The following is a 21,622-nucleotide window of genomic DNA, read 5'->3' as shown; positions in this document are numbered from 1 at the left end:
CAGAATATTTATAGAACATCTCAGCCAAATTGTTAACGTTAAAAAAGCACCCATGCTATCGATAGCATGGGTGCTTTTTATTGACCTATAATGTTAGCGCTATTTATATCTACGTTTATAAAAGCGCGCAAAAAACCGATAACGACGTAGGGCGCGTGGTTTGGGCTTCAACGATCCTAAATAAATGGCAAACATGGTCAATAAGGCACCGCTCCATTGCAAGGTATTGATAGGTTTGTCTAGCCAGCTATAGTCAATTATTAATGCGGCCACCGGCTCACTCAACAGAAGTAGCCCTGTTAATGCCAAAGACATTTTAGGGATAGAGTAAGCAATGAGTCCCCATGCCAAGCATTGCATGACGGCGCCATAAATCAGTATCCAACCAATCTCAGACCATGTATTGGGTAATATGTGTCCCATATCAAATATGAACATCGGTACAATCATGGCTAATACGCCACCAATACTGACCAATTGCATCAATACAAATATGGGTGTGGGTTCTGTGTCATGAGTTTTGCGAATAAAGGTCATAGAAGCAGCTAGCATAGCTCCTGATAGAATACCCGTCACAAAGCCCCAAATGGCATCTGTGTTATGTGCAAACTCAGGGCTGCCAATCATGGCCACACCCAACATGGCAAGGCACAAGCTGATCAGTTGCAAGATAGACTGACGCTCTGCAAAATACAAAAATCCGATAGCGGCTAAAAAGAAAATCTGTAAGCTATTAAGCAGGGTTGAAATACCAGGTCCGACCGCATAAATACTCTCATGCCATAGCGCCAAATCTAACCCCAAAAACGCCCCTGACAATAAACCATAAATGATGGCACGCCTTGAACGTGGCAAATGTTGCCCTGTTAGTTTGGCCAGTACGGTAAATATGACACCAGAGATGGCCAGTCGCCAAAAGGCCATTGCCCAACCGCCCACATCCACATGAGCCACAATCAAACTACCCAAACCAAAAATGATACAGCCGATGACCAAGCCGATAGATGCAGAGCGCGAAGAGGTCACTGCCATAAATTATCCTTACTTTAATACTTATGACTAAAGTGATGTTACGTTGTTGGAGTGATATCATTTATAGACAATAAAATGATGGTAATAGTACGACAAGCTAATTTGAGTAATGCTCGATTTTATATAAGTCTCACTGTAAACGTTTTGGCTTAAAAAATGAATGCCTTGCTAGGCAATTAGCAAACATTTTTAAAGAAAAACAAGAATCATAAAAAAATATTAGAAATAAATAGATTAAGGTTTTTATTCGGATAGCTGTACTATGACATTGTCATGCTAGCAATCTTAAAACTAGGTAGCTATTCGCTATTTATCAATGTGAGGGTTTATAATAGTCATAAGTTATAAGGGCGTGTCATCAATTAGCACATTAATACATTTAGTGGCCTTAAAATGGCTAAACATCGTTAGAAATTTTGTCAATATATTCATATTAATGGCAATTTCTTCCTTGTTTATCTACAATTTCTCTCATTTTAAGCCTCACAATCTAATCGATGACACGCCCTAGCATGGGCTTACTATATTCACTAGGTGATGGCACTATATTAAGTGTGTTAATCGCATTAAGTGCGATATTAGTGCTAAGTGAGTTGTCAGCCAGTCGTGAAGGTTTAAAACGCCACCATACTTTTAGTTTAGGGTTATTTATGCGTCAACGTTCTTTGTCTTTTTCACCATTATCTGCTTTAGTCCGTTTATGGTCATCTCCAACATATGCGCTTTACCTGTGTCTTGGAGCTTTATTGGCCATTGTGATGGGTATGCCCGCGCATGCTGCAAGTTGTAAATTGCCCAAGAGCTATTATAAAAACGTCTCTTGTACGTCAAGTAGCGGTTATTTTTTGGCAATAAAAGATTTCGGTGCGCCAGTGGCTTTGATTAATAGTAAAGGCAAAGCTGTCGTTGATTTATCACGTTATCAAGAGATCAAGGCAGATAAAATCGCTGGCGGCCTAATCCCCGTACAACGCAGCAATAAAGTTGGTTACATCAATATGCAGGGTCGTGAGGTTGTGCCAGTCGTTTATGACCTATTAGGTGAGTCAGCAGGCTGGGCAAGAGGAGTCTCGGAAGGCCGTATAGTCGTGAAAAAAAATGGTAACTATGGAGTAATTAACACCGCCAATAAAACCATTGTGCCATTTTCGGCAGCGATTAGTGATATCGATGATTATCGAGGTGGCGTAGCTCGCGTCAATAAAAGCCGAGCAATCAGTTGGTTGGATAAAAACGGCAATACGACCAGTGATCCAAATGGCAAAGATGATGATGGACCCTCTTCATCAGAATCTAATTCTGCCAAATCCGGTCTTGCCCAATCAAAGACAGCACCTCTCAATCGTTTTACGACATTGCAGCCGAGCCAACAAGATGGTAAGTGGGGTTTTGTTGATGATAATAACGTGATTATGATTACGTATTCGTTTGATGAGGTGCAGTCATTTTCCGAAGGCTTAGCTGGCATACGAATTGGTAAAGACTGGGGGTTTCTCAGTCTTGGTGGTGAGCTTGTGATTCCGTTTCGTTTTTCTGACAGCGGTGTGTCTGAGAATGACAGCTACAAAGGTAAGCCTGCGTTTGTATTTACGGATGGTAAGGCGTGGATTGGTAATCTAAAAAATGGTAATAAAATGTGCATTGATAAAGAAGGGACTAGTATCAGTTGTGAGTAGAGGCTGCCCTTATGTTTAAAGACCCATGTAAAATATTTAGGTCGTATTCTAGCAATAAAAAAGAGTGTAAGCCTATGAGTTGATAATAGGTTTTACACTCTTTTTTATGTGAAGCAGTTAAGCCACTAGCGTTTTAAAAACTATTTTTCTAATAAGTGCGAGCCAATCAAATCAACCATATATGGCTGATAATACTCAGGAATGTCATGCGCCATGCCTTCGATTAGATGGAACGTGGCATTAGGAATGGTCTTGGCAACGACTCGGCCCTGTGACGCAGGAATTAAGCCATCTGCGCTACCATGTAGCACGATAGTCGGTGCTTTGACTTGTTTGCTAAACCGGCTGATAGAACCTGATGCCAAAATAGCGTTGAGTTGTTGCACCGTACCGAGCGGATGAAAATTGCGTTGATAGCGAATTTTGGCAATTTCACGCACCATACGCACATTGACATGTCCGGGTGTGCCGACGGTTTTCATAAACCAGACGCTATGACGCACAATATCACGCTCAGAATGGCTTTCAGGACGATTAATGAGTGTGTATAGCTGCTTTGGTTTTGGTGGCTTTAAAAAAGCACGGTTGGTCGTGGTAAACATCAATGCCATGCGTTGTACTAGGCTTGGATAACGTGCCGCTACGATTTGGGCAATCATACCGCCCATAGAAGCGCCTATTATGTGTGTTTTACCCAACTGCAGTGCCTTAATTAAGCGCACGGTATCCTCTGCCATGTCTGTCAAATTATAAGCAACTTGCGTACTTTTATTAGACAGACCTGTTTGCAAACGCATCATCATTTTTAGTTGACTGATACGCGGTAGACCATCAATTTGAACTTTAGAAGACAAGCCAATATCACGATTATCAAAACGAATCACAAAGAAACCCGCATCAATGAGGCGTTTGATGAAGTTATCTGGCCAAAATATCATCTGTGAGCCAAGCCCCATAATCATCAGCAGTGGTGGATTATTAGGATTACCACCAGCCTCGACACAGAGTTCAATACCATCACCGATGTTAATCATCGATTGATACAGGTGTTTGCTCAAGTCAGAGTCGCACCATTGATGCGCGCCAAACTTTTGCCATTCAGCAGTGGGGTAGCTCCCTACGCTGTCATCAAGGCTTGCAGATGTTTTGGCACTTACTTTGGCATTATTGATATCATTTGATATAGTCATGAAGTGTCCTAATTAGCGAGTCGTCTACTACAGCTCAATCATCTCAAAATCAAGCTTTCCCACACCGCACTCTGGGCACGTCCAGTCATCAGGGATGTCATCCCATTTGGTACCTGGTGCGATTCCTTCTTCTGGGCAGCCGAGCTCTTCATCATATATCCAGCCACAGACAATACATTCATAACGTTTCATAAATAGTCCTATCGATCATTACTAGTGTTACAGTGCGCTATTGACACTTATATTTGGGATTACAGTCATTATATTAGACTGCGAAAGCGCACGTAGTTTAGCATATAACCGTGATTTTCGTAGTTAAGTTTACACTTGTATATTGAGATTGCTTTGCTTTTATCAAGAGAGATATTGGTTCTGTCCCAAAACTAATAAGCGACAAGCCTGATAGCCTAGCCTCAATGCTAATATCGATTGTGCTATAATGACTGCCACTAAACTCACCGTATTAGCCATCATTTATCGTTGAGACATTATCATCCAGTTACTATTCAGTTATTGTCTAAGCCATATAAGCTAAGGGTTGTCCATGAGCACTAGTGCCGCTGCTACATCTACAAACACCGAAAACGAGCCGTCTAATATGCTCAATACCGATCATCCATTTTGGCAAGTTATTCGCACAGTACCAAACTTCCCAAAAGTTGGCATTGATTTTTATGATATTACACCGTTACTGCGCAGTCATATCAACGAGGTCATTGATGCATTACTTGCCGCACTGCCAGAAGGGTTGATGGACGAGGTAGATTGTTTTGGGGCTGTAGAAGCACGTGGGTTTGTTTTTGCAAGTTTGCTGGCAGGCCGATTGGGCAAAGGTATGATTTTGCTGCGTAAACCCGGTAAGCTGCCACCACCTGTTGCAAATAAAGCCTATGCTCTAGAGTATGGTAAAGATACGCTGGAAATGCAAAATAATTTGCCGCCTGAGCGTGTATTACTGGTTGATGATATCTGAGCGACTGGTGGTACGTTAACCACGGCCTATGAGCTGTGCCGCTCAGCAGAACATACAGTCGTTGGTGCTTTGGTATTGCTAGATTTGGTTGATTTGCATGGTGAGTTTCCAGTACCGACTTATACGGTGTTGAAAGCTTAGCAGTAGTATTTACAGGCTAAAATAAACGCTAAGTATTTAAAATAAAAAAGCGCGCTGAATAATATCAGCGCGCTTTTTTATTTTAAGCGGTCTCTTTGGTTTGCTCGTAGTTTTCACAAGCTTGCTCTACCAATGTCCGTCCGACTGTATTTGGCGTCGTGGTTTTAAAGTCTTTGGTGGTTAGTATTGGCTTTTCTGATTGCCAAGAGGCCAATACTTTATCCTTAGCCCCGTAGTTCACATAGGCACGTCTGTAGTAACTGGCATCTTTGCAAGAGATTAGTAGTTGCTGGTCGCTATGATGAATATTGTCTTTTTTTGCTTTGTCTTTCTTGACGTTGTCTTTTTTTGCGTTATCTGCTTTCGGCTCACTCGTTTGTGTAGGATATGTTCGACGAATAGACACGGTAATATTTTCGACGTCTTTTTCGTCTATGATATTGATGTCGGAGCCTTCGATAGATTCCAAGTCTAAGCTAAAAATTGATCCAGTTTGACTCTCTGATACTTTTGACCAGTCCACTGCATGCGCACTGACTGCGAGAGCACCGCTTACTAATAACATTGATAGCCGCTTCATAATCAAGCCTTGCTTCTGGTTGTTGGAAGTGGGCCATAATAGCCAACTTGCTATTAGCAGGCAACTTTCTTTTATTGCCTGTTGTTACAGTTTGCAGAGTATTATCGCTATTAGTGGCTGCGCCAGTGACTGATCTGGTGACTATGCATCTTAACTTCGTGTCTTAACTACGTATAGTCGCTAGCATCTTAGCAAGCTCATCACGCGCATTGATAAAACCATCGATACCTTTTGGTAGTAAGTCTTGTGTGACCGTATCTTTTTGATAGGCCGCACTGAACTCTTCGTGCGTCAAACTCACGCGGGTCATATCTGCCATATCCAATGACATGCTCGATGACAGCTGCTGCACGACTTCAGTGTCCATCGCTGCAAGCTCATCAATGAGATTAGGTGCAATGGTTAATAGGTCACAACCTGCTAGCGCCAGTATCTGCTCTGTTGAGCGGAAACTCGCGCCCATGACTTGGGTATAATAGTCGTGCTGTTTGTAATATTGGTAAATACGCTTCACTGATTGTACGCCCATGTCGTCAGAGGCTGGCACGTTTTGGCGGTTTTGTTGGCGTTTTTGCCAGTCTAGAATACGACCCACGAACGGTGATATCAGTGTCACGCCAGCATCAGCACAAGCAATCGCTTGATGCTGTCCGAACAATAGTGTCAGATTACAGTGGATATTTTGGGTCTCAAGATAGCGTGCAGCTTCAATGCCTTGCCAAGTTGCGGCCATTTTAATCAACACACGGTCTGAGTTGACACCTGCCTTTTGGTAAGCGTCCATAAACGCTAAGGCTTTATCAATTGTCGCTTGAGTGTCATAAGACAAGCGTGCATCGACTTCGGTGGACACTCGGCCTTCGATGAGTTCTAGAATATCACAGCCAATCTGAATGGTAAGTGCGTCAATCACAGCATCTATATCGCCATTATGGCGGCTCATGGTCTCTGATAGCATGCCTTGGTTGTCAGGGTGGATGAGTGCCTTGGTGATTAAGCTTGGATTGGTGGTTGCATCGATAGGTTTTAGACGCGCAATGGCGGTAAGGTCTCCGGTATCAGCGACAATGGTGGTCATGGTACGAAGCTGTTGTAATGCGTTCATCTAATATCCTTTATTTTTCAATTTATAATGCCATTTATTAATTGGTTGTTTTCTTATTTATAGGGCTATCTGTTGTTAGTTTTAAACTGTAACACAGTTTTGAGCCAATATTGACCCATAGTTTGACCGTGCATTTCTGTTATATCCTATAACTTTGCTAATATTCGCGGGTTTACACGTATTTACGCATGGGCACTGACCATAGTTTTTGTTATAGTAGAGCGGGTCAGTGGTTTGGCCGCTACATTTGCTAGCTGACGTGTCGTTGGCCTGTCGTAACAGTGCTAGACAGGTTTAGGCAGTTAACGTGTTTTTGATAGATTATTCGATAGAATGTCATTTATCCTAAGCATGATTGCTAGAATGCTTTATCTCAATAGCGATATCTTCATAGCTGCTACCTAAACGTTTATGAAGTTTGACGATACGCCAAGCATTTAAAACCAATATATTAGTATTTATTAGTAGTATCTATATTAGTAGTACCTAACAGTTATAAAACTCAGTAATAATATTAGAAAAAGGATGGGCGGTAATGAGTGAGCAGTCACCAGAGCAAAACATAGATAACCTAAATCAGGGCATTGCAGGCACTAGCGATACCGCGACTGAAAAAGAGTTTTTAAATAATATCCGTCAAAACATCGATGCAGTAGACTGCGAAATTCAGACGTTGATTAATAACCGTGCCAAGCTGGCTCAGCAAGTGGCCGCAGTTAAGAAAAACCATATTGCTAATAGCTCGGCGACCGAAAGTAGCAATCCTATTTTTTATCGTCCTGAGCGTGAAGCGCAAGTGCTAAAAGCTGTCATGGAACGTAACGCTGGCCCAATCGCTGATGAAAAGATGGCACGTTTATTCCGCGAAATCATGTCAGTTTGCTTGGATTTAGAAGCGCCGCAACGCATTGCGTTCTTGGGGCCTGTCGGCACCTTTACACATGCTGCCGCGCTCAAACATTTTGGCAAGGCTGCTGATACGGTACCGATGACGACCATTACCGATGTGTTCCGTGAAGTGGAAGCGGGCACAGCGATGTATGGTGTGGTACCTGTTGAAAACTCTTCAGAGGGTGTGGTCAACCATACTTTAGATGGCTTCTTATCGTCTACCTTAAAGATTATTGGTGAAGTTGAGCTGCCTATTCATCAGAACTTCTTGGTCGCTGAACACACTAAGGTAGAGGCGTTAAGTCGTATCTATTCTCATCAGCAATCATTGGCACAATGCCGTCATTGGCTCGATGTAAATTTCCCTAATGTTGAGCGTGTTGCTGTATCGAGTAATGGTGAAGCGGCGCGTCGTCTGAAAAACGAATGGCACTCAGCTGCGATTGCCGGCGATGTAGCGGCGGCAGAGTATGACCTACATAAGCTCTACTCAAACATCGAAGACAATCCAAGTAATACCACACGTTTCCTCATCATTGGTCATGAAGCGATTGCGCCATCAGGACAAGACAAAACCTCTATCGTCGTCTCTGCCCATGATAAAGCAGGTGCGCTAATCGAGATACTCAAGCCATTGTCTTATCATGGCGTGTCTATGACCAGTATCGAAACACGTCCTGAACGTCCTAATAAGTGGGCATACGTTTTCTTTATTGATATGGACGGTCATATTGACAATCCAAATGTCAGCGCTGCCATCAACGATATCCGTCCATTAGTGAAGGATTTACGCGTGTTGGGCTCATATCCAAAAGCAGTATTATAAATTTCTTAAGCGCTATCGTTATACGCTATTGTCTTTAAGCTATTGCCTTTAAGTCGTAGCGTATAACAACTGGCCACCACCGCTAAAATCCACAGGCTTAACCTATAATAGGTGCGTTTTCACATCTAAGGATAAATCATGCAATCATCTCAGTCGATAGAGTCAAGCTTGTCACCGCTTGTACCTGCCTATGCCAGTATTTTATCATTGGCACCTTATCAGACAGGCAAGCCAGTAGAAGAACTCACGCGTGAATATGGCATCTCAGATGTGGTGAAGCTTGCGAGTAATGAGAATCCAGTAGGGTGCTCGCCGAAGGTCACGCTAGCGATTACTGAGCAACTAGGTCAGTTGGCACGCTATCCTGATGGTAATGGTTACTATCTCAAGCAAGCATTGGCTGATTTTAATGATGTGAATGTCGACCAAATCACCTTGGGTAATGGCTCTGATGATTTGCTTGATATCTTGGCGCGTAGCTTTGTTGGTGCTGGTGATGCCATCGTTTATAGTCAATATGCCTTTGTGGTGTATTCGATGCTAGCGAAGATGCAGGGTGCTATGGATGTTGAAGTACCTGCACAGCGCTTTGGTCATGATCTAAAAGCGATGAGCCAAGCAGTTCAAGACAATCCTAATACTAAGCTCGTGTTCATTGCTAATCCTAATAACCCAACGGGTACTCAGCTTGCGCATAAAGAGTTGCATGCGTTTGTGGCGAGTGTGCCAAGCTCAGTCTTGGTGGTGCTAGATGAAGCCTATATCGAGTACAGCCCTGAAAGTAACAATCGGGCGCTGCTCGACGAGTTTGATAATGTCGTCATCGTACGTACTTTCTCCAAAGCGTATGGGCTGGCTGGCTTGCGCGTGGGTTACGCACTAAGCTCAGTCGCCGTTGCTGATCTACTGAACCGTATTCGTCAGCCATTTAATGTCAGTCGTATCGGTTTGGCAGCCGCAGCCGCCGCACTTGCGGATCAGGACTTTATTGAAAGAACGCGTCTGATGAATGATGAGCAAATGCGTTGGTTGGAAAAGCAGTTTGATGCGCTAGGGTTAGGGTTTATCAAGTCACATGCTAACTTTATTATGGTAAAAATAGAGGTTGAGATGGAAGATATAACTGCTGCTTCTATCCATGAAGCGTTACTAGAGCAGGGTGTTATCATCCGTCCATTAGCTGCTTATGGTCTACATAACTGGCTACGTATCACTGTTGGTTTAGCAGAAGACAATCTACGTTTGATCGATACGTTGCGCTCTATTTTAACTGACGATTAAATAATAAATACTATCCATGTATTTTTTAAAGTAAGTCAAACTATCCTTAAATTTATAACAAGAACGTGAGTTTTTTCGACACTGATATATCTAAACGGACGTTAATTTGTTCAATGAGAAAAGCCGTGAATAGCCAAAAATACAGTCAACAAAATAATAAAAAATCGCTTACCAATACCCAGATGCCACGATTCAAGCAAGTTTGTGTCATTGGACTTGGACTCATTGGTGCCAGTCTTGCTCAAGCCATCAAAGACAATGGTCTCAGTGAGCGTTTGGTCGCTGTTGATAGGCACGCGCCAAGCATCGAGGAGGCCATTCAACATGGCTTGTTAGACGCAGGTAGCTCAGCATTGAGTGATGTGGTCGCTGGTAGTGATCTGATCGTCATCGCTGTGCCAGTACAAGCTGTACAAGCAGTGCTCGTCGATATCAAAACTGCGATGGATAACGGTCAACTGGCGACTGAGTGCATTATTAGTGATGTTTGTAGTACCAAGGTCAATATCATTGATGCCGCCAAATCGGTGTTTGGTTCGCTACCGACAGGACTAGTGCCAGCGCATCCGATTGCTGGTGCTGAGAATTCAGGATATCAGGCCAGACGCGCCACCTTGTTTGCCAATCATAGTGTCATTATCTGTGAGCTACCGACGACCAGTATCGTCGCGATAGATAAGCTACGACGGTTATGGGAAGCAGTGGGTGCTAGCGTGATGGCAATGGATGCTGAGCATCATGATTCGATCTTAGCGCATACCAGTCATTTGCCGCATTTGCTCGCCTTCAATCTGGTTGAGCAGTTAGCCAGTCATGATGATAATTTAGATATGTTTCGCTACGCAGCGGGCGGCTTTCGTGATTTTAGCCGCATTGCTGCCAGCGATCCTAAAATGTGGCACGATATATTTTTTGCCAACGAAAGCGCGATTGTTAGCGCCCTTGATGAGTATGGCGTCTATCTACAGACCATGCGTCAGCTTATCATTGACAAAGATTCAACCGCCCTGATGGGACTTTTAGGCCGAGCGCAAGCCGCACGGCGACATTTTGGCCATATGTTAGCCAGCACCCCTTATACGGATACTTCTGCCATGTCAGCATCTTATAATATTACTCCTAGCAATACCGTTTCAGGCACCATCACCATTCCTGGTGACAAGTCTATCTCTCATCGCAGTATCATGCTTGGCAGCCTTGCAACAGGTGTCACACATGTTACTGGGTTTTTGGAAGGGGAAGATGCGCTTGCGACCTTGCAAGCATTTCGTGATATGGGTGTGACGATTGAAGGACCCGATAACGGCAAATTGACCATTCATGGTGTCGGTATGAATGGCCTTAAACCAAGCAAGACGCCGTTATATATGGGTAACTCAGGCACGAGTATGCGTCTGCTATCAGGTATTTTGGCGGCACAATCATTTGATAGTGTGTTGACAGGTGATACCAGTTTAAACAAACGTCCGATGGAACGTGTGGCAGCACCGCTTCGCGCTATGGGTGCTGTGATTCAAAGCACAGGGCATAGTGGCACCGCACCGCTTAGTATTACTGGTCGTGAGACGGTCGGTAAGCCACTGCAAGGTGCTGAATATGATATGCCAGTAGCATCTGCACAGGTAAAGTCTTGCTTATTGCTGGCAGGACTGTGGAGCGAGGGCACAACGACTGTCATTCAACCTGAAGTCAGCCGCGACCATACCGAACGTATGCTGTCAGCCTTTGGTTATCCTGTGACGGTAGAAGGCAATCGTATCAGTGTCACAGGTGGTGGTCAGCTAACAGGCGGCGATATCGCCGTGCCTGCTGATATTTCATCTGCAGCATTCTTTATGGTCGCTGCTGCGATTAGCCAAGGTAGCGAGTTGACCTTGACGCAAGTGGGTATTAACCCAACACGCACGGGCATCATCGATATCCTAAAGCTGATGCAAGCCGATATTAGCCTAAGCAATGAAACGCATGTTGGTGGTGAGCCAGTCGCTGATATTACGATTCGTGGTTCAAACTTGCAGGGTATTGAAATACCAGAGCATCTCGTACCACTAGCGATTGATGAGTTCCCAGTATTGTTTATCGCTGCTAGCTGTGCAAAAGGCCGTACGGTATTGACCGGTGCCAAAGAGTTGCGTGTTAAAGAGTCTGATCGTATTGCTGTCATGGCTGAAGGGTTGCACACTCTTGGTATTGATTGTACCGTGACGGATGATGGGCTAATCATTGAAGGTCAAAGTACAGAAAGTGAGAACGGCGAAGTCAATAACAGCCAGCCTGTATTCGGTGGTGGTCACATTATCTCGCACCATGACCACCGTATTGCCATGAGTTTCGCCGTTGCTAGTCTGCGCGCGTCTGAGCAGATCACTATCGAAGGAGTCGAGACCGTTAATACCAGCTTCCCAGGATTTGCAGAATTGGCCAATAATATTGGTATGTCTATCCAAGTTGATAGCACTAATGGCTAGGCTAGTGCTAGTACACTTATTGTTTGAACTTTACGTAAAATAGTTTTTTAAAATAGCGTTTATCGTTAGCAATGTGTTGATGCCCAAACAGGTATTAACGCATTGCTTTTTTACTTTTTACCTTATCTGTAGTAACCCTGCGCACCTGCTTCTAGGTTTATATGACTGATAGAAGTAGGTGAGATCGCGCTTTGCTCTAACACGTTGTATTGTATTATGACCATCCAAAATGTTGTCAAAAAACCCGTAGTCCCTATCAAAACGACGAGAAGCGGTATCATCACCGCGCTTATCGCTTTCTGCATTTGGGGCGCCTTTCCTCTATATTTCAAGCAGTTGTCTGCTTATAACGCCACAGAAATTATCGGTCATCGCATTGTTTGGACGTTTGCGTGTTTACTTATCGTAGTGGTCGTGACCAAGCGCTGGCAATGGATAGATACCCTGAAGCAAAATCCAAAATGGATCGCATTAACTTTTATATCAGGTATTATTATTGCGACCAACTGGCTCACTTACGTATGGGCGGTCAACCATGACCGTATCCTTGAGGCGAGTTTGGGCTACTTTATTGGCCCGCTCGTTGGTGTCGCGCTATCGATGATTTTGTTCAAAGAGCGCCTGCGACCCTTGCAGTGGGTCGCTATCGGATTTGCACTGTTATCTGTGGTCATTCAAGTGGTCATGATCGGTAGTCTGCCGTGGCTATCGCTTGTGCTAGCCTTTAGTTTCAGTACCTACGGTACGATTCAGCGTCAAACACCGCTAACGCCTGTGGATGCAATGTTTGTCGAAACCTCGATGCTCGTCCCTATTTTTGTTTGGTGGTTTTGGCAATCGGATGTGGTCAGTAGCCAACTGAGCTTTTGGTTCACCTCAAACATATGGCTATTAATGATTGCGGGGCCTATTACACTGATACCATTATTGCTATTTAATAAATCGACTAAGATGGTCGCTTTTAGTATTTTAAGCTTTATGAATTATTTGACCCCAACCTTTATTTTCTTTTTGGCTGTGTTCTATTATAAAGAGCCATTTGACTTACATCGTTTAGCGGTCTTTGGCTTGATTTGGCTAGGTCTGCTACTATTCAGCATTGACTTATGGCGCCATCGCCCAAGCAAGGCCTTAAAAGCGGCGCGCTTGCGTGAAGAAGCACTGCAGCAAACCAATTAAAAAAACTGAGTTCGAAACTCTAATTAAACACTTAGCAAGCAAGGATGAGAGCATGTTTCATACTGAATCTGATGTGGTATTTGTAAAAGGTTTAAAAGTAGAGGCCGTCATCGGTGTCTACGAGTGGGAGCGGGCGATTACGCAACCGCTGCTGATTGATATCGCGCTGGAAACGGATATTAGCGCTGCTGCTGTGTCAGATGACGTCGATGATGCACTGAACTATAAAGCAGTCTGCGACGATGTGAGTGAATGGTGTAAAGAGATTAAGGCGAAATTGCTGGAGCATCTGGCAGGTCAAATCGCTGACAAGCTACTCACGAAATATGCTTGCCATAAAATCACGTTAAGTGTTGCGAAGCCGACTGCTATTGCACAAGCGGATGCCGTTGGGGTGCAAATCACGCGCTATGCGTCAGCGTCAATAGACGAGCTAGCTACTAAAGAAGCTGCCAAAGAAGCTGATAATAGCCAATCTAATGATGCATAAAATGTCAGTTGAGTTGAATTTAGAAACGCTAAAACAATGCCTGCCTGAACAGCTGCAAGCGCAGTCTGTGACGGCGGTGATGTTGGCATTGGGCAGTAATTATCAAGCCGATAAGCACTTGCCACGTGTTCGTAAGGATTTAGCAGCCCTAGGCGAGATACAGTTATCAACGCCGTTTCAAAACCCTGACTTTACAGCGACTATCGAGCTACCAAAACCTGACTATACCAATCAGTGTGTCTATTTACGTTTGGCAAAACCTGTGACATTGCAACAGTTGCAAGCGTTGTTTAAGCAGATGGAAGGTGAGTGTGGTAGAGAGCGTTTGGCAGTAGCAAAAACGTCAGTCAAAAAAGTCACCATGGATATCGATATTCTGTTGATAGAAACCCTTATCAATAAAAATAGCCTAAGCAAAAATTCATCACCTAACCAAAAATTCGAATGGCTAATCATGGCAGATCGCTATCCATTTAAAGCGCATGAACACGCAGGAGTTGAGGAGTTAGTTTTAAATCGTCTTTAGTTTACTGGTTTATCTCTCTTGCCTAGTGCCTGCTAGATTCTTCTTGCTTGAAAATCCTCGTTTTTTAAAACAATACCAATTTCATCTGTGTAGTAATCGCAAACTAAAAAACTATACACGTATGTAAACAATTGTTAGTATTAGTTACTAATTATCTCTGAAATTTTTCCGTTTATGCAAAAACTAATTAATTTTCTGAAGATTAAACCAATCACGAGTCTAGCAATCATACTCATGATGTCTACTTTATCTGCCTGCGATAAATCCCCTTCCGAGCACCTTCAAGCCCTCACCGCAGGTAAATACCCTGTGGCAAATATGCCAGAGGAGCCATTAGAAACCCCGCTTGAGATCAATATTGAACCCAAGCGCTTAGCCATGACCAGCTCATGGAGCGCAGGGGTAAAAGACGATGGGACGCTTTGGACATGGGGTACAGATGGTTTACTACGTGATACCAAGACAGGACAAGATCCAACGCCTAGGCAAGTCGAGGGCGTGAATGATGCGGTAGCAGTGTCAGGTGGTGGCGGACATATGCTGTTGTTGCGACAAGACGGTACGGTGTGGGGTTGGGGAAGCAATAGTCATGGAGAGATAGACCCTAGTGATGACGATACTTTTATAGAAGAGTTACGAGAGATTAAAGGTATCGAAAACGTGATAGGTATTTCTGCTGGCACACAAGTTTCTTTTTTTATTAATAATGAAAAAGATGTTTTTGTACTTGGAAATAATGAGTATGGAGTTCTTTCTACTGATAAAGATAAAATTCTAAATAAGCCGACTAGGATTAAAGGTCTGAGGAATATCGTAAAAATCCTAGGAGGAGCCGACTCATTTCTGGCGTTAAATGTTGAAGGTGATTTGTACTCTTCAGCAATTTCAAGTCATAGTCTTGGCAAAGAAAACGTCAAAGCATTAGTCACAGAAACTGGTAAGAAATACTACCCTGTCACCAGAATTGAACTAAAGAAACGGATCGTAGACTTTGACTATAGCTATGCTAATTTAGCTCCATTAGAAAATGGAGAGGTATGGAGCTGGCGAGATACTAACTATACAGGATCTGGAAAATCTAAAGACAGTTTTATTTTTACCCCTACTAGAATCCTAGGTTTGTCAAAAGTTAACAAGGTTAATGCGTTTTCAGTTAATACCAACGATGGAGATTTATACCTGTGGGGGCTATCTACAACTAAATGTGAAAAATGTTCGAATGGGGGAAATTCCTCTTACTTCTATCAACCAGTTTTGATAAGTAACGATATAAAAATAAATCAATTCGCCGATAGTTTTTCAAGCACTGCATATATTGATGATAATGGTTACGCATGGTTTGTTGGTAACAATAGACACGGAGAAAAGGGGACTGGAGAAGTGCAAACTGACGAGTATATAACCAAAGAAAAATTACTCGTTCCTGAAAAATCACTATTTAATATTCACGCTAACAAGTAACTAACTTTAAAATTAAGAAGGCTCACTATTAGAGAAAACCTCACATGACCATAAAATCTTTATTTAGACCGTTATTGCTAGCGTTGACCCTGCTACCATTCTGTGCGTGTAGCTCATTATTTAAGCCCAAAACCATGACCATTGAATATGATGAAGAGGTGAAGCTACATGATGGTGAGATGGTATGGGTACATGTCACAAGACATTATTACCGATATTCAGGCGCATTAGGTGATACGGGCGGTATGACCTCTAGTTATCATCCAACTGAAGTCGAGATTAGCTGGGATACGGGTTTTGAGGGGGTGGGGCGAAAGTCGGTTTATTTTAAAAGACAAATTTTTGTTATGAATAAAATAAACAATGAATGGTATGTTTATGGAGCATCAGATAAGCATATAACAAGCTCATATGGACAATCAACCAGTTGTAACGATGTAGGAACATCATATTTCAATGGAGCAAACTGTTTAGTCAAGATTGATTCATCAGGCAAGTTTTTGAAACCTAGTGAAGCTGAAATTAGTAAGTTAGTTAGAGGGAATATTCTATATTCCTATAGTTTTGATGAAACTAAAAATTTAGAAAATAAAAAACTCTCGTGGCAACAAAAGCTATCAATACAAAGTGGAAAACCAAAAAAATATCAACTAGTAAGTAAACAACTATTTCTAAATAAGGGTAAATAATTATGAGCAATTTAACGAATCAACAAAAAGCAACTTATGCCTTGCTCGCTGATAATGTTTACTGGGATATTAGAAGTGGTTTTGAAAATACTGAATCAGGAGAAGACTTCAAAAACTCCAACTGCACACCCGTGCCTGAGGGTTGGACGGTATAGGACCAATTTAACTCATTAGCGTCAGATTGTTCTATACAAGCGGTGTAAACAAGAATAATAAATCACTCTCACTATCAGAGAAAACATCACATGACCATAAAATCCTTCCTCAAACCCGTACTACTGGCTTTGTGCTTACTACCGTTATCATCTTGCAGCTCATTATTTAAGCCCAAAACCATGACCATTGAATACGATGAAGAGGTCAAGCTACATGATGGTGAGATGATATGGGCGCATATCACACGGCATTACGGCTTAGTGGGCGGTGTGCCATCAGGCCATGGTAAAAGCTATATGCCTAGTGCTGTTGAGATTAGCTGGGATACGGGCTTTGAGGGGGTGGGGCGGAAGTCGGTTTATTTTGACAGTTATGTTGGCATTATCGATAAATACGATGGCAAGTGGTATGTCGCAGGTAACAAGAATACGACTGGCAAAAATCTATATAAAGATTCGATTAACTGTAACTCCATAGGCGTTTTCATAGAACAATTGCGTTGTGTCGTTGCTCTCAATCAGCAAGGTGAGTTTGTCAAGGCGCAGCCTGAAGATTTATACAACATTAATAGCAAAAATATAATCTATCCTATGGGCATTAAGGATTGGGGTTCAATACCTAGACCGCTAAATAATACAAAAATTACATGGAAAGATAAGTTGGTATTGCAATCACAACAATCTAAACGGTTCAGTGACCTTAATAAACCATTATTAGAAGAGAACTAATTATGAGTAGCTTAACTAATCAACAGAAAGCAACCTATGCCCTTTTAGCAGATAACGTCTACTGGGATGTCAGATATGGTTTTGACAAAAACACTAAAGACTTTAGCAACTCCAACTGGACACCTGTGCCTGAGGATTGGACGGTATAGGGCCAATTTAACTCATTAGCGTCAGATTGTTCTATGCAAGCGGTGTAAACAAGAATAATAAATCACTCTCATTATTAGAGAAGATATGACATGACATTAAAATCCTTATTTAGACCGTTATTGCTAGCCATAACCCTGCTACCACTCTCTGCGTGTAGCGCTCTTGTTGGACCCAAAGATTTAACTATTGAGTACGATGAAGAGGTTAAGCTGCATGATGGTGAGATGATATGGGTACATATCACACGGCATTACATAGAAGGAGGCGGTAAAGAGATTTCCGAGATGTTTCGTGGAGGTGGCAAGAATGTCATTCCTACTTATGTAGAGATTAGCTGGGATACGGGTTTTGAGGGGGTGGGGCGAAAGTCGGTGTTTTTTGATAATGTTATGTCTGTCTCTAAATATGATGGAGAATGGTACGTCACAGGTTCTAAAGGCATGACAAACAGTAAAATAATTAATGAAAGTTTGAATTGTACTGAAGTAGGTGTTTCTTATGGTAACGGCTGTACTGTAGCTATAAATTCGCAGGGCTTTTTCAAACCTGACTCAAATAGTGAAAAATTAGTTTTTAAGGGCTGGAATATCTTATATCCAATTGGCATAAAAGACTGGGGTTCAGTACCGAGACCATTAGACGGTAAAAAAATAACATGGTCTGAAAAAATTGAGTTAGAAAGTCAGCAATCTGAAAGATTCAAACGAATTACTAAGGCATCTAAATAGAGGAAAGAATATGAGTAACTTAACCAATTCAGAGAAAGCAGTTTACGCGTTATTAGCTGACAACGTATATTGGGATGTCAGATATGGCTATGACGATACGAATCCTACAGATAAAGACTTCACCAGCTCCAACTGGACACCCGTGCCTGAGGGTTGGACGGTATAGAGTCAATTTGACTCATTAGCGTCAGATTGTTCTATACAAGCGGTGTAAACAAGAATAATAAATCACTCTCACTATTAGAGAAAACATCACATGACCATAAAATCTTTCCTTAGACCCGCACTACTGGCTTTGTGCCTGCCAGATTCTTCTTGCTTGAAAGTTCTGGTATCAAGAATTTAATATTCATAACACTGACATCAATATTACCCGCCTAAGCTAAAAATCCTTCCAAATACTTACCGAAATTAATTATTAAGCTTATCTCCTTTCTTTTTCTTATCTTAGATATACTTTCAATAGCTTCCTACTCAATGATTTCAGTTTCACAAGTGCTATCGTTAGCACTGACTGATATTATTGTATCTGCATTATGATCGAAATCTATAGCGTCAAAATACTGACAGTTAAATGATTGAATTTCGAGGGTGTAGGATCGATGTTTTGGGCTAAGTTCTTTATGAATCTTTCATCTCTATATTATATTTTTCAGAAGGGTAAGGTTGAATGACTTTTATATTTAGAGAAATTACGGACGACGACTTAGATTTACTTTTCGCTTCACCAGATGTTAAAGAAGCGCTATATAGTATGTTTTTTGACAGACAACATGCTGGCTGGCTGATTGATTGTAGTTGGAGAGTAGCTGTCATTGAAGCAACAGGCGAGATGATTTTCAATATAGGCAATTATTCGTCTATGAAAGGAGATACGCCACGTTACGCTTATCTGTTTAATAAGGGTATCTGCACTATTATTGAAACAGCAGAGGGTTATGAGCTGTCCATATACTATTGTTCTTCTATATTGCGAGAAAGTCTACCTCACATCAAAGAAGTAATGACGCAAGCGCTTATTTATGGTGGAGATATGCTAACGGGAAACAATCTTAAGGGGTTGCCTGAAGAGATAAAACGTATCGCTATGAGTAGAACTTATACATTTATTGAAAGCAAACAGCTGTACTTTCGTTAATCCTACCCACTTTTATTTATACCTATAAAACACATGAGATAAACAATGACTTTTATATTTAGAGAAATTACGGACGACGACTTAGATTTACTTTTCGCTTCACCAGATGTTAAAGAAGCGCTATATGGCATGTTTTTTAGCAGACAAGGTGCTGGATGCATGATTGATTTTAGTTGGAGAGTAGCTGTCATTGAAGCAACAGGCGAGATGATTTTTAGTTTAGGTGGTTTTTCGGGTCTAGAAGGAGAGTCACCACGCTTTGCTTATTTGTTTGAGAGGGGTATCTGCACTATGATTGAAACAGCAAAGGGTTATGAGTTATCCATATACTATTGTTCTTCTGCGCTGAGAGGAAATCTGCCTCACATCAAAGAAGTAATGACGCAAGCGCTTATTTATGGTGGAGAAACGCTAACGGCAAACAATCTTAAGGGGTTGCCTGAAAAAACAAAACGTATCGCTATGAGTAGAACTTATACATTTATTGAAAGCAAGCAGCGGCACTTTCGTTAATCCTACCCACTTTTAAATCAATTATTAAAAGAGAATACGATGAGTGATTATATCTATAGAGAAATCACCAAACGAGATATCGATCAATTATATGCTTCGAGAGATGCTGAAAAATGGCTAATTCCATACTATCAGGGTCCAAAGACCTACTACGATGTTGGAAAGGAAAGCATAGCAGAACCTATAGCGTCTGAAGAGTGGAAGTTGTTTCGTTTTTCGGAAAATTTCGAACGTTATGATACAGCAGCGTGGTTTATGTATTTAGAGAAGGATGGTTCTTTGTTAATTATGCAAGATAGATGGCCATTAGAAAACGATAAACACCCTATGTATCCCAATAGAGAGCAAGAGTTCGTTATTCTTTTTTATTCTAAATCGCTTGAAAATACGATTCAAAAGATTTGTGAGTTGGTGGTTGATATTGCCACCCAAGGGGGCGTCTACTTAACAGGAAAACCCGAACCTGATTATTGGGTTGATCCAATTGTTACTTACAGAATGGCAGAGCCTAATGATACAGGAAGAGATTTATAATGAACATTAACGAGATGAGTAAATATATATATCGGGACATTACAGAAGAAGATTTAGACGAACTCTACGCCTCACTAGAAGCTGAAAAGTGGCTAGTACCACATTATAGATCAAGAAAATACAACGATAGTGCTAAACGACATATGGCTTTAGCAGAACCCAGTGTGACAAAAACGTGGAAATTATTCGTATTTTTAGCAGATTATGGAGAACCAAATGACATTAATGATTGGTATGTTTACTTGGATAAAGACGGTTCTATGTTAATTATGCAAGAGAGATTTCCTATGCCGCCACCTTATGAAATATATTCAATAGATGATAACCGTGAGCAACAGTTTGTGGTGCTGTATTGCTCAGAAGCCCTTGAAAGTGATATTCAGCAGATTTGTGAACAAGTCGTTGATGTCGCAACGTCATCAGATGGGAAATACTTGACAGGTGAGCCTAAGTCAGATTTTTGGGAAGACCCTATTATTTCATACAAAATAGCAGCACCTAGCGACTACGGGAGATTTAAATAATGAATATTAATGAGATGAATAAATATATATATCGAAAGGCTACAAATGAAGACTTTGATGAACTCTATAGCTCACCAGAGGCTGAAAAGTGGCTAATACCACATTATGATAATAGACGAGGTGCGACTCTAGCAGAACCTAGTGTAGCGAAAACATGGAAGGTATTTCGCTATATGGAGAATTACGAAAGAGGAAATGAAATATCAGATTGGTTTGTTTACTTGGATAAAGACGGCTCTATATTAATCATGCAAGAGAGATTTCCTATGCCGCCACCTTATGAAATATATTCAATAGATGATAACCGTGAGCAACAGTTTGTGGTGCTGTATTGCTCCAAAGCCCTTGAAAATGATATTCAACAGATTTGTGAACAAGTTGTTGATTTGGGTAGGCAAGGTGGATACTACTTAACAGGTGATCCTGAACCAGATTTTTGGGAAGATCCTATTATCTCATACAAAATGGCAGCACCTAACGACTACGGGAGATACTACTAATGAATATTAATGAGATGTCAGGACAGCAGTTGATTGATTATATCAACAATGCTGATAAGCAGTTCACGCTTCAAGAGCTAAAAGATATTGTTCAGCAGGCATCAGCAAGCATCGAAGGCGCCGCTGATGATGCAGCATATTAA

The 21,622-nt window shown here is 41.8% G+C and carries 25 protein-coding genes and 1 pseudogene; 21 read left to right on the top strand and 5 right to left on the bottom strand.

Going from position 1 to position 21,622, the window contains the following annotated elements; all coding sequences use genetic code 11:
* Positions 1-99: 99 nt before the first annotated feature.
* Positions 100-1,032, bottom strand: coding sequence for a DMT family transporter (locus AAEY75_RS01610; RefSeq protein WP_352258014.1), 933 nt, complete (start codon positions 1,030-1,032; stop codon positions 100-102).
* A gap of 512 nt (positions 1,033-1,544) precedes the next feature.
* On the opposite strand from AAEY75_RS01610, the gene AAEY75_RS01605 reads away from it, so the two are divergent.
* On the top strand, positions 1,545-2,708 hold the full coding sequence (locus AAEY75_RS01605; protein WP_227681284.1) for a WG repeat-containing protein: 1,164 nt from the start codon (positions 1,545-1,547) through the stop codon (positions 2,706-2,708).
* Between the two features lie 140 nt (positions 2,709-2,848).
* On the opposite strand, the gene AAEY75_RS01600 is transcribed toward AAEY75_RS01605, so the two are convergent.
* Positions 2,849-3,898: an alpha/beta fold hydrolase gene (locus AAEY75_RS01600; RefSeq protein ID WP_352258012.1), complete on the bottom strand. Its 1,050-nt coding sequence runs from the start codon at positions 3,896-3,898 to the stop codon at positions 2,849-2,851.
* Between the two features lie 27 nt (positions 3,899-3,925).
* Complete coding sequence (locus AAEY75_RS01595; protein WP_110922890.1) at positions 3,926-4,090, bottom strand: rubredoxin; 165 nt, start codon at positions 4,088-4,090, stop codon at positions 3,926-3,928.
* 406 nt (positions 4,091-4,496) lie between these two features.
* On the opposite strand from AAEY75_RS01595, the pseudogene AAEY75_RS01590 reads away from it, so the two are divergent.
* Positions 4,497-5,012 (top strand): annotated as a pseudogene (locus tag AAEY75_RS01590) (adenine phosphoribosyltransferase).
* Positions 5,013-5,094: 82 nt separating this feature from the next.
* On the opposite strand, the gene AAEY75_RS01585 reads toward AAEY75_RS01590, so the two are convergent.
* Both AAEY75_RS01585 and AAEY75_RS01580 read right to left on the bottom strand, forming a co-directional pair.
* Positions 5,095-5,592, bottom strand: coding sequence for a hypothetical protein (locus AAEY75_RS01585; protein ID WP_352258010.1), 498 nt, complete (start codon positions 5,590-5,592; stop codon positions 5,095-5,097).
* Between the two features lie 163 nt (positions 5,593-5,755).
* A complete protein-coding gene (locus tag AAEY75_RS01580) occupies positions 5,756-6,697 on the bottom strand; it encodes a transaldolase (RefSeq protein WP_352258008.1) in 942 nt (313 codons plus the stop codon).
* Between the two features lie 535 nt (positions 6,698-7,232).
* Between AAEY75_RS01580 and pheA the strand changes: the two genes are divergently transcribed.
* The 19 genes from pheA to AAEY75_RS01485 all read left to right on the top strand — a co-directional run bounded on the left by pheA (position 7,233) and on the right by AAEY75_RS01485 (position 21,622).
* Positions 7,233-8,414: a prephenate dehydratase gene (gene pheA / locus AAEY75_RS01575; protein ID WP_110922886.1), complete on the top strand. Its 1,182-nt coding sequence runs from the start codon at positions 7,233-7,235 to the stop codon at positions 8,412-8,414.
* Positions 8,415-8,552: 138 nt separating this feature from the next.
* A complete protein-coding gene (gene hisC, locus AAEY75_RS01570) occupies positions 8,553-9,695 on the top strand; it encodes a histidinol-phosphate transaminase (RefSeq protein ID WP_110922885.1) in 1,143 nt (380 codons plus the stop codon).
* Positions 9,696-9,808: 113 nt separating this feature from the next.
* Positions 9,809-12,163, top strand: a complete 2,355-nt coding sequence (locus AAEY75_RS01565) for a bifunctional prephenate dehydrogenase/3-phosphoshikimate 1-carboxyvinyltransferase (RefSeq protein WP_352258005.1) — start codon at positions 9,809-9,811, stop codon at positions 12,161-12,163.
* 216 nt (positions 12,164-12,379) lie between these two features.
* Positions 12,380-13,342, top strand: a complete 963-nt coding sequence (rarD, locus tag AAEY75_RS01560; RefSeq protein WP_352258003.1) for an EamA family transporter RarD — start codon at positions 12,380-12,382, stop codon at positions 13,340-13,342.
* Positions 13,343-13,394: 52 nt separating this feature from the next.
* On the top strand, positions 13,395-13,832 hold the full coding sequence (gene folB / locus AAEY75_RS01555) for a dihydroneopterin aldolase (protein WP_352258001.1): 438 nt from the start codon (positions 13,395-13,397) through the stop codon (positions 13,830-13,832).
* Position 13,833: 1 nt separating this feature from the next.
* On the top strand, positions 13,834-14,358 hold the full coding sequence (locus tag AAEY75_RS01550) for a 2-amino-4-hydroxy-6-hydroxymethyldihydropteridine diphosphokinase (protein WP_352257999.1): 525 nt from the start codon (positions 13,834-13,836) through the stop codon (positions 14,356-14,358).
* A gap of 234 nt (positions 14,359-14,592) precedes the next feature.
* Positions 14,593-15,819, top strand: a complete 1,227-nt coding sequence (locus AAEY75_RS01545) for an RCC1 domain-containing protein (RefSeq protein WP_352257997.1) — start codon at positions 14,593-14,595, stop codon at positions 15,817-15,819.
* Positions 15,820-15,863: 44 nt separating this feature from the next.
* Complete coding sequence (locus AAEY75_RS01540; RefSeq protein WP_352257995.1) at positions 15,864-16,508, top strand: hypothetical protein; 645 nt, start codon at positions 15,864-15,866, stop codon at positions 16,506-16,508.
* Between the two features lie 2 nt (positions 16,509-16,510).
* Positions 16,511-16,663, top strand: coding sequence for a hypothetical protein (locus AAEY75_RS01535; protein WP_352257993.1), 153 nt, complete (start codon positions 16,511-16,513; stop codon positions 16,661-16,663).
* A gap of 90 nt (positions 16,664-16,753) precedes the next feature.
* Positions 16,754-17,392: a hypothetical protein gene (locus AAEY75_RS01530; RefSeq protein ID WP_352257991.1), complete on the top strand. Its 639-nt coding sequence runs from the start codon at positions 16,754-16,756 to the stop codon at positions 17,390-17,392.
* Positions 17,393-17,394: 2 nt separating this feature from the next.
* Entirely contained in the window at positions 17,395-17,541 is a 147-nt protein-coding gene (locus AAEY75_RS01525; protein ID WP_352257989.1) for a hypothetical protein, read from the top strand.
* A gap of 90 nt (positions 17,542-17,631) precedes the next feature.
* Entirely contained in the window at positions 17,632-18,270 is a 639-nt protein-coding gene (locus AAEY75_RS01520) for a hypothetical protein (RefSeq protein ID WP_352257987.1), read from the top strand.
* A gap of 10 nt (positions 18,271-18,280) precedes the next feature.
* Complete coding sequence (locus tag AAEY75_RS01515) at positions 18,281-18,436, top strand: hypothetical protein (protein ID WP_352257985.1); 156 nt, start codon at positions 18,281-18,283, stop codon at positions 18,434-18,436.
* Between the two features lie 504 nt (positions 18,437-18,940).
* On the top strand, positions 18,941-19,408 hold the full coding sequence (locus AAEY75_RS01510; protein WP_352257983.1) for a hypothetical protein: 468 nt from the start codon (positions 18,941-18,943) through the stop codon (positions 19,406-19,408).
* Between the two features lie 45 nt (positions 19,409-19,453).
* Entirely contained in the window at positions 19,454-19,921 is a 468-nt protein-coding gene (locus AAEY75_RS01505; RefSeq protein WP_352257981.1) for a hypothetical protein, read from the top strand.
* Between the two features lie 39 nt (positions 19,922-19,960).
* Positions 19,961-20,455 carry a hypothetical protein gene (locus AAEY75_RS01500; protein ID WP_352257979.1) on the top strand — a complete coding sequence of 165 codons (495 nt, stop codon included), beginning with the start codon at positions 19,961-19,963 and terminating at the stop codon, positions 20,453-20,455.
* A complete protein-coding gene (locus AAEY75_RS01495) occupies positions 20,455-20,979 on the top strand; it encodes a hypothetical protein (protein ID WP_352257977.1) in 525 nt (174 codons plus the stop codon). The genes AAEY75_RS01500 and AAEY75_RS01495 overlap by 1 nt, the downstream gene beginning before the upstream one ends.
* Complete coding sequence (locus tag AAEY75_RS01490) at positions 20,979-21,479, top strand: hypothetical protein (RefSeq protein WP_352257975.1); 501 nt, start codon at positions 20,979-20,981, stop codon at positions 21,477-21,479. The genes AAEY75_RS01495 and AAEY75_RS01490 overlap by 1 nt, the downstream gene beginning before the upstream one ends.
* On the top strand, positions 21,479-21,622 hold the full coding sequence (locus AAEY75_RS01485; protein ID WP_352257973.1) for a hypothetical protein: 144 nt from the start codon (positions 21,479-21,481) through the stop codon (positions 21,620-21,622). Before AAEY75_RS01490 ends, AAEY75_RS01485 begins: the two co-directional genes overlap by 1 nt.

Origin of the sequence: Psychrobacter sp. TB55-MNA-CIBAN-0194 (assembly GCF_040309505.1) — a bacterium.
GTDB lineage: Bacteria > Pseudomonadota > Gammaproteobacteria > Pseudomonadales > Moraxellaceae > Psychrobacter > Psychrobacter fozii.
This window is presented reverse-complemented; position numbering and strand designations above follow the sequence as displayed.

Bases quoted from the DNA above. Each gene is read 5' to 3' on its own strand.
- AAEY75_RS01520 (WP_352257987.1), top strand. From the start codon at position 17,632: ATGACATTAAAATCCTTATTTAGACCGTTATTGCTAGCCATAACCCTG.
- AAEY75_RS01500 (WP_352257979.1), top strand. From the start codon at position 19,961: ATGAGTGATTATATCTATAGAGAAATCACCAAACGAGATATCGATCAA.
- AAEY75_RS01580 (WP_352258008.1), bottom strand. From the start codon at position 6,697: ATGAACGCATTACAACAGCTTCGTACCATGACCACCATTGTCGCTGAT.
- AAEY75_RS01540 (WP_352257995.1), top strand. From the start codon at position 15,864: ATGACCATAAAATCTTTATTTAGACCGTTATTGCTAGCGTTGACCCTG.
- folB (WP_352258001.1), top strand. From the start codon at position 13,395: ATGTTTCATACTGAATCTGATGTGGTATTTGTAAAAGGTTTAAAAGTA.
- AAEY75_RS01490 (WP_352257975.1), top strand. From the start codon at position 20,979: ATGAATATTAATGAGATGAATAAATATATATATCGAAAGGCTACAAAT.
- AAEY75_RS01600 (WP_352258012.1), bottom strand. From the start codon at position 3,898: ATGACTATATCAAATGATATCAATAATGCCAAAGTAAGTGCCAAAACA.
- AAEY75_RS01515 (WP_352257985.1), top strand. From the start codon at position 18,281: ATGAGTAACTTAACCAATTCAGAGAAAGCAGTTTACGCGTTATTAGCT.
- AAEY75_RS01605 (WP_227681284.1), top strand. From the start codon at position 1,545: ATGGGCTTACTATATTCACTAGGTGATGGCACTATATTAAGTGTGTTA.
- rarD (WP_352258003.1), top strand. From the start codon at position 12,380: ATGACCATCCAAAATGTTGTCAAAAAACCCGTAGTCCCTATCAAAACG.
- AAEY75_RS01495 (WP_352257977.1), top strand. From the start codon at position 20,455: ATGAACATTAACGAGATGAGTAAATATATATATCGGGACATTACAGAA.
- AAEY75_RS01535 (WP_352257993.1), top strand. From the start codon at position 16,511: ATGAGCAATTTAACGAATCAACAAAAAGCAACTTATGCCTTGCTCGCT.
- pheA (WP_110922886.1), top strand. From the start codon at position 7,233: ATGAGTGAGCAGTCACCAGAGCAAAACATAGATAACCTAAATCAGGGC.
- AAEY75_RS01525 (WP_352257989.1), top strand. From the start codon at position 17,395: ATGAGTAGCTTAACTAATCAACAGAAAGCAACCTATGCCCTTTTAGCA.
- AAEY75_RS01505 (WP_352257981.1), top strand. From the start codon at position 19,454: ATGACTTTTATATTTAGAGAAATTACGGACGACGACTTAGATTTACTT.
- AAEY75_RS01485 (WP_352257973.1), top strand. From the start codon at position 21,479: ATGAATATTAATGAGATGTCAGGACAGCAGTTGATTGATTATATCAAC.
- AAEY75_RS01550 (WP_352257999.1), top strand. From the start codon at position 13,834: ATGTCAGTTGAGTTGAATTTAGAAACGCTAAAACAATGCCTGCCTGAA.
- AAEY75_RS01595 (WP_110922890.1), bottom strand. From the start codon at position 4,090: ATGAAACGTTATGAATGTATTGTCTGTGGCTGGATATATGATGAAGAG.
- AAEY75_RS01610 (WP_352258014.1), bottom strand. From the start codon at position 1,032: ATGGCAGTGACCTCTTCGCGCTCTGCATCTATCGGCTTGGTCATCGGC.
- AAEY75_RS01510 (WP_352257983.1), top strand. From the start codon at position 18,941: ATGACTTTTATATTTAGAGAAATTACGGACGACGACTTAGATTTACTT.
- AAEY75_RS01530 (WP_352257991.1), top strand. From the start codon at position 16,754: ATGACCATAAAATCCTTCCTCAAACCCGTACTACTGGCTTTGTGCTTA.
- AAEY75_RS01585 (WP_352258010.1), bottom strand. From the start codon at position 5,592: ATGAAGCGGCTATCAATGTTATTAGTAAGCGGTGCTCTCGCAGTCAGT.
- AAEY75_RS01545 (WP_352257997.1), top strand. From the start codon at position 14,593: ATGATGTCTACTTTATCTGCCTGCGATAAATCCCCTTCCGAGCACCTT.
- hisC (WP_110922885.1), top strand. From the start codon at position 8,553: ATGCAATCATCTCAGTCGATAGAGTCAAGCTTGTCACCGCTTGTACCT.
- AAEY75_RS01565 (WP_352258005.1), top strand. From the start codon at position 9,809: ATGAGAAAAGCCGTGAATAGCCAAAAATACAGTCAACAAAATAATAAA.